This is a genomic window from Cytobacillus gottheilii, assembly GCF_018582665.1.
GTDB classification, from domain to species: domain Bacteria; phylum Bacillota; class Bacilli; order Bacillales; family Cytobacillaceae; genus Cytobacillus; species Cytobacillus gottheilii.
On sequence record NZ_CP071709.1, the window covers coordinates 3,329,432 to 3,342,669 of the forward strand.

The following is a 13,238-nucleotide window of genomic DNA, read 5'->3' on the forward strand; positions in this document are numbered from 1 at the left end:
TTATTTGCCACCTTTCTTCTTCGTATAATCGCGTTTACGCGGAGTGATTAGACCTGTGTCTACTTCTTCATAATGGAAAGCTGGTGCACTTGTTGCATCAACAAATTTAGCCATTGTTGTTTTTAAGAATTCCTCATCATTACGGTCTGGGAAGTCTGGCTTATAGTGCGCTCCGCGGCTTTCATTACGGTTATAAGCTCCAATGGTAATAACACGTGCAAGCTGAAGCATGTTTTGAAGCTGGCGGGTAAACATCGCTCCCTGGTTGCTCCATTTTGCTGTGTCATTAATATTTATATTTTGATAGCGCTCTAAAAGCTCTACAATTTTTTCATCTGTTTTCAGTAAGCGGTCATTATGACGTACAACCGTTACGTTATCAGTCATCCATTCTCCAAGCTCTTTATGAAGAACATATGCATTTTCAGTGCCATCCATAGACATAATGCTGTTCCATTTTTCTTCTTCCTGCTGAACAAAACGGTCAAACACAGTTGAAGAAATATCTTCTGCAGTCTTTTCTAAACCATTAATATAATCAAGTGCTTTTGGACCGGCAACCATACCGCCGTAAATAGCAGAAAGTAAGGAGTTTGCGCCAAGACGGTTCGCACCGTGCTGTGAATAATCACACTCACCAGCAGCAAACAAGCCAGGGATATTGGTCATCTGGTCATAATCAACCCATAATCCGCCCATTGAGTAGTGAACAGCAGGGAAAATCTTCATTGGCACTTTACGAGGATCATCACCCATGAATTTTTCATAGATTTCGATAATGCCGCCAAGCTTAATATCAAGTTCTTTTGGATCTTTGTGTGAAAGATCCAAGTAAACCATGTTCTCACCATTGATTCCTAATTTTTGATTTACACAGACATCAAAAATTTCACGCGTTGCGATATCACGAGGAACAAGGTTTCCATATGCTGGATATTTCTCCTCAAGGAAATACCAAGGCTTTCCGTCTTTATATGTCCAAACTCGGCCGCCTTCACCGCGGGCAGATTCACTCATTAGTCGCAGCTTGTCATCACCAGGGATGGCAGTTGGGTGAATTTGAATAAATTCTCCGTTTGCATAGTATGCGCCCTGCTGATATACGATTGATGCAGCTGAACCTGTATTGATAACTGAGTTTGTAGACTTTCCAAAGATAATCCCTGGTCCGCCTGTAGCCATGATAACTGCATCGCCGGCAAAAGATTTAATTTCCATTGTTGTTAAGTTTTGAGCAACAACGCCTCGGCATATCCCATCATCGTCAATAATAGAGCCTAAGAATTCCCAGCCCTCATATTTTGTAACTAATCCGGAAACCTCATGACGGCGGACTTGCTCATCAAGTGCATATAATAATTGCTGACCAGTTGTTGCCCCGGCAAATGCTGTACGGTGATGCTGTGTTCCCCCAAAGCGGCGGAAGTCAAGCAATCCTTCTGGTGTACGGTTAAACATAACACCCATGCGGTCTAGTAAATGAATAATTCCTGGTGCTGCTTCTGTCATAGCTTTCACCGGCGGCTGGTTTGCTAAGAAATCTCCGCCGTATACTGTATCATCGAAATGCTCCCAAGGTGAGTCTCCTTCACCTTTTGTATTAACAGCTCCGTTAATGCCGCCCTGGGCACAAACAGAGTGAGAACGTTTTACTGGAACTAATGAAAATAATTCAACTGGATGTCCTTTTTCGGCAACCTTGATTGTGGCCATTAAGCCTGCCAAACCGCCGCCAACTACGATAACCTTTCCTTTACCCATGTGACTCACTCCCTTATTGCTTCTTTATATCAACAGGTTGCATAATTTTATACGAATGCGAAAATCGCGCGAATACCAACAATTGAAAGTGCAATGAAAATACCTAGTGTTGCATAAGTAGAGATTAATTGAGATCTTGGAGTTACTGTAATTCCCCAGCTCACAAAGAAGCTCCATAAACCGTTAGCAAAGTGGAAAATAGCAGAGATAACACCGACGATATAAAATGCTATCATCCAAGGATTCTCAAAAATATTCTCCATCATCTGATAGTTTACTTCTGCACCAAATGCAGCTGCGATACGTGTTTCCCATACATGCCATACAACAAAGATCAGTGTAATAACACCGGTTACCCTTTGAAGCATAAACATCCAGTTACGGAAAAAGCTGTACTTAACAGTATTGTTCTTTGCTGTAAAAGCGATATAAAGCCCATAGATTGCATGAAATAAAAGAGGCAAAAATATGATAAACAACTCTAGGAAAATCCTAAATGGTAAACTTTCCATAAAATGTGCCGCATCATTAAATGCTTCTTCACCTTTAGTTGCAAAATGATTCACAACCAAGTGCTGTACTAAAAACAATCCAACCGGAATAACACCAAGCAATGAATGCAATCTGCGATAAAAAAACTCTCGATTCCCCGCCATAAAATATCCCCCCTGTTTTGTAACGTGATGCTCAGGATCTATTCATATCCTAACATCAGTAAAAAATGAAAATTTATATCTTACAATTATGTGACAAGTCCATTTTACTCTCAACAGAAAAGAGCGTCAAGAAAACGGATACACAAATTGTTCAATATTAATAAAATTTTATAAATATATTGAAATTGAAAAAACACGTTCACACTTGAATTATCATTCATTTTTTTCAAAAGATGAAATATATTAAAATAGCATTATTTTCCCTTATCAAATATATGCTTTTTTCATGTATCTTTGACTAAAAGGGTTCTAAATTGTATATAATAGTCTCATAGAAAGAGGGGAGATTATTGACTGATCAAACACCAGAGCAAAAACCGTTAACCGTTCATGATGAAACTGTGCCAGCATTTGGGTATGAATTAATTCGTGAAGTGCTGCTTAAGGATTTACTGGGCAAAGAAGCTCCCGGTATTTTATATTGGGCAGGAAAAAGATTGGCACGAAAATACCCATTGGCTTCGATAGATGAAATGATTTCTTTTTTCTCCAGCGCAGGCTGGGGCAATCTAATGCTCTTGAACGAATCAAAAAATGAGATGGACTTAGAATTATCAAGCGCAATCATTAGCGCTCGCTGTAAAAACGATGAAGATTGTGCCTTTCAGCTTGAAGCGGGTTTTATTGCTGAACAGATCGAACAGCAAAAAGGGTACATATGTGAAGCGTTCGAACATCCTAAGAAAAGAAAAGGAAAAGTTCTTTTTACTGTTAAGTGGGATAAAAAGGATACAATCTAAGTTTTCTATAATTTGCGATACAATACTGAATTATGAGGAAAAGAAGAAGCTCTCGAATAAAAGAAGCTTCTTCTTTTTTAGTGTTATTCTTATGCTTTCACTGAATTGGCAGATAGCTGAAATGCATCATGAAGCACTTCAACGGCAGGAAGCATTTTCACTTGTTCTACGACTGCTGAAACTTTAATCTCAGATGTGCTGACCATTTTGACTAAAATTTCGTTCTGCGCAAGCACATCAAACATTTCTGCTGCTACCCCTGGATTTGAGATCATGCCTGAACCTACGATTGAAACTTTTGCTAAGCCAGATTCCCATTCGATTCGATCATATAGAAGCTGATCACGATTTCTCTCAAGCACCTTAACAGTCTCTGTTAAATCTTCATTTTTAATGGAGAAAGACAGCGAAGAAGTTTCGCCTTCCGTCATACTCTGAATAATGATATCCACATTGATATGATCATTGGCTAGTGCTGAGAAAATGGTAGATAATCCGCCAAGGCTGCTTGGAAGCCCTATGACAGATACTCTTGTGATTTCATCTTCAAACGCAACTCCGCGTACAACTAAATTTTGCTCCATTTTAACTTCCTCCTCAATCGTTGTTCCTTGTTCTTTTTCCATGCTAGATCTTACTTCTAAAGAAACTCCGTAGTTTTTCGCGAATTCAACCGCTCTTGGGTGCAGAACTCCGGCTCCTAAATTGGCAAGTTCCAGCATTTCATCATAAGAAACGGATAGAAGCTTGCGGGCATTCTTTATGTAACGGGGATCTGTTGTAAATACCCCAGTCACGTCTGTATAAATATCACATTTATCAGCTTTTAGCGCTGCTGCAAGTGCAACGGCTGTTGTATCAGAACCGCCCCTTCCCAGAGTAGTGATTTCTCCCTCTGAGGTAGCGCCTTGAAAGCCGGCCACAATCACAATTTTGCCTTGCTGAATTTCCTTTTCAATTTTATCACTATCAATATTTAAGATTCTTGCATTTCCATGAATTTCCTCTGTTTCAACACCTGCTTGCCAGCCTGTCATTGAAACGGCCGGATGACCTTTAGAAATTAAAGCCATGCTTAACAGCGAGATCGTCACTTGTTCCCCTGTTGTTAAGAGCATATCCATTTCTCTTTTACTGGGGGAGGACGTAATTTCTTTTGCCATGCCAACAAGCTGATCTGTTGTCTTTCCCATCGCTGAGACCACAACGACAACATCGTTACCCCTATTTTTTTCTTCAATGACCCGGTTTGCAGCATTTTGAATTTTATCGACGCTGCCGACCGAAGTTCCCCCAAACTTTTGCACAATTAAACCCATTTGAATACCCTTCCTTCCGACTATGATGATTTCCCTTTGCCATTTTGTTTTGTCTCAATAAGAAGAATGATTTTTGTATCTTTCTCTTTTTTGCAGTTTTGTATGAAAAATCGCTAGTTAATCGATTCCCGATTTCTTCTGTAAACATGCAGACAAAACAAAAAAGCAATGAGAATTATCTCATTGCTGTGTAGTCAAACGTATACAAAAAATACGTGCACACAGTGAGATAGCTCTCCAAGACTACTGTCTTGACAATCCGGCATTTATTCAATGCAAGACCAGCATGGCGAGTGATGAGTCTCCCCCTGCTTCGGCAAACATTCCCTTTCACAGCAAATCGTCGGAGCTCATTCTCCTCAAAGCTGTTACTGATGAAGCTTGCACCTCTACCTTCACTTTACGCTAAGAAAAGCGAAGCGCCTTGCTAAGCCCCGATAAGCATAAACCGAGCTGGCTAGAAGATTGTCTTTAACCCTCTGGACAGATCGGCTTAGACCCAAGATGGGCTAAGCATTGCAGCTAGTCACTGTTCTAAGTCTATAAATTTATACTTTCAGAAAGTATAAAAAAGTGAGTGAATATGAAAGTTGGTCCAAGTATAGCATATTGTCTATATGATGACAACGCTATTCACTTAGTTTCTTTACGAGTTCTTCTGCTACATTAGCAGGAATTCCTAATTGGCGGAAGTCATCTGCAGAAGCTTCCTTCATTTTTTTAACTGAACCAAAGGTCTTTAACAGTTGCTTTTTGCGCTTTTCACCGATCCCAGCAATGTCATCGAGCATAGATTGGAATGTACCTTTTCCTCTTAACTGGCGATGGAACGTGATGGCAAAGCGATGGACCTCATCCTGAATTCGCTGCAGCAAATAAAATTCCTGGCTATTGCGTGCAAGCGCAACGATTTCCAGCGGATTCCCAAATAACAGCTGCGACGTTCGGTGTTTTTCATCTTTTACGAGTCCTGCCAGCGGCAAATCAAGACCCAGCTCATTTTCAAGAACATCTCTGACCGCTTCAACATGACCCTTTCCTCCATCAATAATAAGCAGATCCGGTAGAGGCAGCTCTTCTTTTAACACTCGAGTATACCTTCTGCGAACCGCCTCACGCATGGATTCATAATCATCCGGGCCTTGAACGGTTTTAATTTTATATTTACGGTACTCCCGTTTCGCCGGTTTTCCGTCAATAAAAACGATCATTGCAGATACTGGATCTGCACCTTGAATGTTTGAGTTGTCAAATGCTTCAATCCGATGCGGCGTATAAATTCCAAGCTGTTCGCCCAAACTCTCCACTGCCTTAATCGTCCGGTCTTCATCCCGCTCAATGAGAGAAAACTTTTCCTGCAGCGCGATTTTGGCATTTTTATAAGCTAATGAAACCAAATCTTTCTTTTGTCCCCGCTGCGGATTTAATACTTTTACACCAAGAAGCTTTTCTGCCATCTCGCCATTAACAGAAGATGGTGCTAAAATTTCCTTCGGCTTAAAATGATTTGCTTTCATGTAAAATTGACCGAGAAACGTAAGGATTTCTTCCTCAGGCTCGTTATGAATGGGAAACATGGAGACATCCCTTTCAATCAGCTTGCCTTGGCGGATAAAAAAGACTTGTACACACATCCAGCCTTTATCAACAGCATAACCAAAGACATCACGATCAGTGAAGTCAGTCGTTGTCATTTTTTGCTTTTCCATCGTTGCATCAATATGAGCGATTTTGTCTCTATACTCTTTTGCACGCTCAAAATCAAGGTCTTCAGCCGCAGCCGCCATTTTTTCTGTAAGTTCTTTCTTTATATCTTTATAACCGCCATTTAAAAAACGGGTAATTTCCTCTGTCATTGTCCGATATTGCTGCTGATCCACTTCCTTCACACATGGAGCCAGGCATTGTCCTAAATGATAATACAGGCATACGCGGTCAGGTAAGGTAGCACATTTCCGAAGCGGATAAATGCGATCGAGCAGCTTTTTTGTTTCGTTTGCAGCATGAACATTTGGATATGGACCAAAATATTTGCCTTTGTCTTTTTTCACTTTTCTCGTCGTAATAAGACGCGGATGTCTTTCAGCAGTTAATTTAATAAATGGGTAGGTTTTATCATCCTTCAGCATGACATTGTATTTAGGATCATGCTTTTTTATTAGATTGAGCTCAAGAATCAGCGCTTCCATATCGGAGGAAGTGACAATATATTCAAAGTCCTCAATTTCGTTAACAAGGCGCAGCGTTTTTCCATCATGTGAGCCAGTAAAATAAGACCGGACTCTGTTTTTTAATACTTTCGCTTTGCCCACATAAATAATAGTGCCTTGCCTGTCCTTCATTAAGTAGCACCCTGGCTGTGCAGGCAAAATCATTAATTTATTTTTAATGATGTCATTCATCGTCAAACACATCCTCGAAAAGGAAGTAAAAACCCCGGCCTTCAGGAAGAAGCCGGGGATCAACTGTCATTACACTCATTATCTGCTTTCTGCATCAATAATTATAGTAAAAGGCACTCTTCATCATTGCAGCAGGGCAGATCAGATTGAAGAAGCTGATTTTTTAAAACGTACAAATCCAAATATGCTAATTATGCATGCTTGGAAAGAAGCTCAGATAATGCTTCTTTTGGCTGGAAGCCAACTACTTTATCTACTACTTCACCGTCTTTAAGAACGATTAATGTAGGAATACTCATAACGCCGAATTTACCAGCAGTTTCTTGGTTTTCATCTACATCAATTTTAACGATCTTTACTTTATCGCCCATTTCTCCGTCAAGCTCTTCAAGAACTGGAGCAATCATTTTACAAGGTCCGCACCATGGAGCCCAGAAATCTGCAAGTACTAAACCTGAACCTGTTTCTTCAGTAAAGTTTTGATCTGTTGCATGTGTAATAGCCATTTATATGCCTCCTAATCAATTCAACTAATTCATAACATATCGAGAGTATACCATTTAACACCATATGAAGCGAACAATTTGCTCGTTCGTACTATACCCTCAAATTCATGGGAATATTCATGATTGCTGTTTCACAGACATGGTTCTTTTTTTGAGATGTTATTTTGTAATCTCTTTGCATCTCCATAAAACAAAGCTGGAATTCCCGCACGCTCCGTTCCAATTGCAAAGCAACATGAGAGCAGGATCCACATTTTAATAAAAAGAAACAGACAGCTGCTGCTCTTCCTTCAATAGCAGTTGATTCCGTCTGTTTCAATGATTGTTACGCGTTTACTAAGATCTTCTTAAATTCTTCTGTCAGCATCGGCACCACTTCAAAAAGATCGCCTACAATGCCATAATCTGCAACTTTAAAAATATTTGCTTCTGGATCTTTATTAATAGCAACGATTACTTTAGAGTTTGACATTCCTGCTAAATGCTGAATCGCACCTGAAATTCCGCAGGCAATATACAAGTCTGGTGTTACAACTTTTCCTGTCTGGCCAATTTGCAGTGAATAATCACAATACTCTGCATCACAAGCTCCGCGTGATGCACCAATGGCACCGTTTAGGACCTGTGCCAGCTCTTTTAGCGGCTCAAATCCATCTTCGCTTTTCACTCCGCGGCCGCCTGCAATAACCACTTTTGCTTCTGAAAGATCTACACCTTCACTTGCCTTGCGGACAACCTCTTTAATTATGGAGCGAAGATCTTTTATATCAACAGATAAAGCTGATGTTTCTCCTGATCTTGTTTCATCCTTCTCAAGAGGAGCGATATTGTTTGGTCTAATCGTTGCGAAGATAAGACCGTCTGTTACGATTTTCTTTTCAAAGGCTTTCCCTGAATAAATCGGCCGTGTAAAGACAATATTTCCGCCTGCTTCTTCGATCTGCGTAACATCAGAGATTAATCCGGATTGAAGCTTTGCTGCGATCTTAGGTGCAAGGTCTTTTCCTAATGCAGTATGCCCCAGGATAATACCTTCTGGACTTTCAGCATCCACAGCTGCCATTAATGCTTGTGAAAAGCCATCTGAAGTATATTGCTTTAGCAGTTCATGTTCAACCGTTAGTACGCGGTCTGCACCAAAGTGAATTAATTCACCCGATAAAGCGCTTACAGAATCACCGATTAATAATCCGACCACTTCGCCGCCTTCTGCAGCCTGCTTTGCTGCGGCGATTGCTTCAAATGTGACATTACGCAAAGATTGATCTCTTACTTCACCTAATACCAAAACTTTTCTGCTCATTATGTTAACCTCCTGCGTTTTATTTTACGTTTTATTAAACGACTTTTGCTTCGTTATGAAGAAGTTGTACAAGCTCCTTTACTTGATCCTGCAGTTCACCTTCAAGAATTCTTCCGGCTTCTTTTTTAGGAGGCAGATACACTTCAATTGTTTTTGTTTTCGGCTCTACGTCATCCTCGTCAAGATCTAAATCATCCAGCTCCAGTTCATCCAGGGGTTTTTTCTTCGCTTTCATAATCCCTGGCAGCGAAGGGTAACGAGGTTCATTCAAGCCTTGTTGAGCTGTAACCAATAAAGGAAGAGATGTTTCAATCACTTCGGAATCTCCTTCAACATCTCGGACAACGCTTACATTTGTACCATCAATTTCAAGTTTCGTTATGGTTGTAATATAGGGGATATCCAAGAGGTCAGCCACTCTCGGTCCAACCTGGCCAGATCCGCCGTCAATTGCCACATTTCCTGCCAGGATTAAATCTGCTTCCTTGTCTTTTAAATATTCGGCCAAGATTTTTGAGGTAGTAAACTGATCTCCTTCTTCAAGATCGTCTTCCGTGTTGATTAATACCGCTTTATCGGCTCCCATCGCCAGTGCAGTACGAAGCTGCTTTTCACCTTCCTCACTTCCAACTGAAAGAACCGTTACTTCTCCGCCATGTGCATCGCGAACTTGAATGGCTTCCTCCACTGCATACTCATCATAAGGATTGATAATAAACTCTGCGCCATCTTCATTTATTTTTCCGGAAGAAATCGTGATTTTTTCCTCAGTATCAAACGTTCTTTTTAATAAAACATAGATGTTCATAATGTCCCTCCTAAATTATTAAATCATTTCTTCACTTCTAAAGATTCGGAAAATTTATGTTAAATGAAACTGAAGGCTTTTGAGCATCCGCTCACCTTCAGTTAATCATTTACTACTCGCTGCATTATTTGCCTGTAAAGTTGGGCTCACGCTTTTCAATAAAAGCTGAGATGCCCTCTTTGCCATCATTTGATGCAAACACTTCGCCAAAAAGCTCAGCTTCTTTTTTAACACCTTCATAAAACTGATCTGATTTTGTGTAATTTAATAGCTCAATCGTTGCCTTAATGGAAAGCGGGCTCTTCTTTGCGATTTTTTTGGCTAAATTATAGGCATTTTCTAACAGTTCAGCTTCTGGATAGGCATGGTTTGCCAGTCCGTACTTAACGGCTTCAAGCCCCGTAATCGGATCGCTTGTAAAAAGCATTTCAGCAGCTCTGGCTCTGCCGACAAGGTGCGGAAGTCTTTGCGTGCCTGCAAATCCGGGTATTAACCCCAGCTGTAACTCCGGCAGTCCCAGCTTGGCATTGTCTGAAACAAGTCGGAAGTGACAGCCCATTGCCAGCTCAAGCCCTCCGCCTAATGCTGCACCATGAATGGCTGCAATTAATGGTTTCGGGAACCTCTCCATTTTTTCAAACAGATCCTGACCATATTGGCCAAGCTTTTCAAACTCGCTTCCGCTAGTGATTGAAGTAAACTCTTTTATATCCGCTCCAGCAGAGAAAAATCTTCCTTCTCCGTGAATCAATACAACACGAATATCATCTGCTTTTTCAATTTCATCCAGTACTGATGAGAATTCTTTTAAAACGTGTGATGATAGTGCATTTGCTGGTGCTCTGTCGATTGTAATAGTCGCAACATGATCTTGATGATTCCACTTTAAGTATTCCATTGGTTTATTCACCTCTCTACTTATTAGATGGTCAATCCGCCTTGCATCCGCTGATCAGCAGCTGATGTACAGATGGCGCCAAAGAGGGAAGATCATACTTCTGATCATTCATCACCCAGGTTGTCACCACTTCATCCATCGTCCCAAATATCATTTGCCGCGCAAGTCTTGTTTCGAGATTTCCAGAAAACTCACCGTTTTCTTTTCCTTCAACAAGAATTTTATCAACAAGAGATAAATAACCCTTCAACACCTCATTGATCTTAAGGCGAAGCTCCTTATTAGACTGTCTTAGCTCTAACTGTGTTACGATAGCAAGATGCCGATCTTGAGAAAGCATTGTAAAATGGGATTCGACCATGACTAATAACTTCTCTACAGCCCGTTCTTTTCCTGCAATCTGCTCTTCAATTCTTTCAATAAAATGGCCCATCTTATCTTGAAAGAGAGAGATTAAAATATCTTCTTTATTCTTAAAATATAAGTATATCGTTCCATCAGCAACACCAGCCTGCTTTGCAATTTTGGAAACCTGTGCCTGGTGGTAGCCATTCTCAGCAATAACAACGACTGCTGCATCGATGATTTGCCGATATTTTGGTTTATCTTTTTTCAATCCGTTTCCCTCCCTTCAAGACACATCTTACATCTTATCTCGTGATCTCTTTTCATTCTATAAACACAACTCTGCAGTGCTTCGTATGAGCTGTTAAATCTAATAATGAACACAAAGAAAGATTTAATGAATGAATCATCATTCATAATTTAATAATAGTAATAGAAGGTTATATTGTCAAGAAAATAACCACTTTTTTCTTTTATCCTATTATGACATTTACAATTATGAATGGACAAGCCTTAATATTCAAAAAAGAAGAGCCGAATATTCCGGTCCTTTTAAATGAAAGCTGGAATGTTTCATTTTTTCATTATTTTACCGTCTAGGCTTGCTTTTCTTCATCTTCGGTAAATTTCTTCTTCTCTTCATCAATTAATGCTCTGCGCAGGATTTTCCCTACTGCTGTTTTAGGCAATTCTTCTCTAAACTCGTATACCCTTGGCACTTTAAAAGCTGCCAAATGCTTACGGACAAATACATTCAAGTCTTCTTCGCTTACTTCGTTCCCATCTTTTAAAACGATATAGGCTTTAACGGTTTCACCTCGATAAGGGTCTGGTATACCTGCTACAACTGCTTCCTGAACGGCTGGATGCTCGTATAGGATTTCTTCTATTTCACGGGGATAAATATTAAAGCCCCCAGCAATAATCATATCCTTTTTACGATCCACTACATAAAAATATCCATCTTCGTCCATATAGCCAAGATCTCCTGTTAAAAGCCAGCCATCTCTTAAAGTCTGCTCCGTATCGTCTGGACGGTTCCAATAGCCTTTCATTACTTGTGGACCTTTAACAGCTATTTCCCCTATCTCACCTGGAGGCAGCTTTTCGCCATTCTCCATTGAAAAAATGACAGCATCTGTATTAGGCCAAGGCACACCAATACTTCCTTTTATTCTCGGCATATCCCATAAAAAATTAGCATGTGTAACAGGTGATGATTCAGTCAGGCCGTAGCCTTCAACTAGTTTTCCGCCTGTAATTTGTTCAAATTTCTGCTGAACCTCTACCGGAAGTGCAGCGGAGCCGCTAATACAGGAATCAATGGATGAAAGATCATATTTTTCAATATCAGGGTGGTTTAATAGCCCAATATAAATCGTTGGGGCACCTGGGAACAGAGTAGGTTTTTGCTTTTGAATGGTTTTTAATGTATCCCCTGCATCAAACTTAGGCATTAACACCATTTTATTGCCTTCTAAAACGGAAAGCAGCAGGACAGTCGTCATTCCATAAACATGGAAGAAAGGCAAAATGCCAAGAACAGTTTCTTTCCCTCTTTCACACTTATACAGCCAAGCTCGGCACATTGCCGTATTCGCCACTAAATTTCTATGTGTCAGCATAACTCCTTTAGGAAAGCCGGTCGTTCCGCCTGTATATTGCAAAAGAGCCAAGTCATTCTCAAAGTCAATCTCCTGCTCACTTACAGGAATAGAAGGCAGCTTTAGTATTTCTGTCCATAGATGATGATTTCCTTCATGCTTGACATTGACCACAATTCCGTATTGTTTCTTCTGTATAAAGGGATAAATAAGATTTTTTGGAAATGGAAGTGCATCTTTGATAGCGGTTACAATTATATGCTGAAGATCTGTCTGCTGTTTCACTTTCGACACACGCGGAAATAAAATGTCCATTGTAATGATTGCTTTTGCCCCTGAATCCTTCAGCTGATACGCTAACTCCCTTTCCATGTAAAGCGGATTTGTCGGAACAACGATCCCGCCAGCCAATAGGATTCCATAATAGCTGATCACAGATTGTGGAGTATTCGGCAGCATAACCGCTACCCGATCGTCTTTTTCAATCCCAATCGATTGCAGATAGCCGGCCAGTTTAAGTGCAGCTTCATAAATGTATGAGTAAGTGAATTCCTTACCCATAAAATGAACAGCCGTTTTTTCAGGAAATTCTGCAGCTGTATTTTTCAAAAAATCCTGGACAGGCTGATTTTCATAGATGAGTTCTTTAGGAATTTCTTCAGGATACAGGTTAAGCCATGGTTTATACTCAGTCATACGCGATCCCCTTTCTTTAAGTATTTTGAACATTCTAATTGTTCTCACCTCATTATAATATACTGCTTTAAACAAAACAATTAGAATAAACGGTGTAGTTTATAAGCAGGAGATGTTAACAGCCATCTTATAGATATAAG

General features: G+C 40.2%; 11 protein-coding genes and 1 riboswitch. Of the genes, 1 reads left to right on the forward strand and 10 read right to left on the reverse strand.

All coding sequences use genetic code 11. The features are described from left to right. Complete coding sequence (sdhA, locus tag J1899_RS16495; protein WP_066443098.1) at positions 1-1,761, reverse strand: succinate dehydrogenase flavoprotein subunit; 1,761 nt, start codon at positions 1,759-1,761, stop codon at positions 1-3. 47 nt (positions 1,762-1,808) lie between these two features. After that, positions 1,809-2,417 (reverse strand): succinate dehydrogenase cytochrome b558 subunit, encoded by a 609-nt coding sequence (locus tag J1899_RS16500; protein WP_066443097.1) that lies wholly within the window; start codon positions 2,415-2,417, stop codon positions 1,809-1,811. Positions 2,418-2,767: 350 nt separating this feature from the next. On the opposite strand from J1899_RS16500, the gene J1899_RS16505 reads away from it, so the two are divergent. Further along, entirely contained in the window at positions 2,768-3,217 is a 450-nt protein-coding gene (locus tag J1899_RS16505; RefSeq protein WP_066443096.1) for a YslB family protein, read from the forward strand. 89 nt (positions 3,218-3,306) lie between these two features. On the opposite strand, the gene J1899_RS16510 is transcribed toward J1899_RS16505, so the two are convergent. From J1899_RS16510 to J1899_RS16545, 8 genes are all read right to left on the reverse strand, one after another. Beyond that, positions 3,307-4,536: an aspartate kinase gene (locus tag J1899_RS16510; protein ID WP_066443095.1), complete on the reverse strand. Its 1,230-nt coding sequence runs from the start codon at positions 4,534-4,536 to the stop codon at positions 3,307-3,309. Positions 4,537-4,758: 222 nt separating this feature from the next. Further along, positions 4,759-4,936: riboswitch (Lysine riboswitch) on the reverse strand. A 229-nt stretch (positions 4,937-5,165) separates the two neighbouring features. Beyond that, positions 5,166-6,938 (reverse strand): excinuclease ABC subunit UvrC, encoded by a 1,773-nt coding sequence (uvrC, locus tag J1899_RS16515; protein ID WP_214475296.1) that lies wholly within the window; start codon positions 6,936-6,938, stop codon positions 5,166-5,168. A 191-nt stretch (positions 6,939-7,129) separates the two neighbouring features. Next, entirely contained in the window at positions 7,130-7,444 is a 315-nt protein-coding gene (trxA, locus tag J1899_RS16520; protein WP_066443093.1) for a thioredoxin, read from the reverse strand. Positions 7,445-7,769: 325 nt separating this feature from the next. Further along, positions 7,770-8,747 carry an electron transfer flavoprotein subunit alpha/FixB family protein gene (locus J1899_RS16525; RefSeq protein ID WP_214475298.1) on the reverse strand — a complete coding sequence of 326 codons (978 nt, stop codon included), beginning with the start codon at positions 8,745-8,747 and terminating at the stop codon, positions 7,770-7,772. Positions 8,748-8,781: 34 nt separating this feature from the next. Further along, positions 8,782-9,555, reverse strand: a complete 774-nt coding sequence (locus J1899_RS16530; protein WP_214475300.1) for an electron transfer flavoprotein subunit beta/FixA family protein — start codon at positions 9,553-9,555, stop codon at positions 8,782-8,784. Positions 9,556-9,679: 124 nt separating this feature from the next. Further along, positions 9,680-10,453, reverse strand: coding sequence for an enoyl-CoA hydratase (locus tag J1899_RS16535; protein ID WP_214475302.1), 774 nt, complete (start codon positions 10,451-10,453; stop codon positions 9,680-9,682). Positions 10,454-10,484: 31 nt separating this feature from the next. Continuing rightward, positions 10,485-11,069: a fatty acid metabolism transcriptional regulator FadR gene (gene fadR / locus J1899_RS16540; RefSeq protein ID WP_066443088.1), complete on the reverse strand. Its 585-nt coding sequence runs from the start codon at positions 11,067-11,069 to the stop codon at positions 10,485-10,487. A gap of 325 nt (positions 11,070-11,394) precedes the next feature. After that, positions 11,395-13,098: a long-chain-fatty-acid--CoA ligase gene (locus J1899_RS16545; RefSeq protein WP_214475305.1), complete on the reverse strand. Its 1,704-nt coding sequence runs from the start codon at positions 13,096-13,098 to the stop codon at positions 11,395-11,397. Positions 13,099-13,238 lie beyond the last annotated feature (140 nt).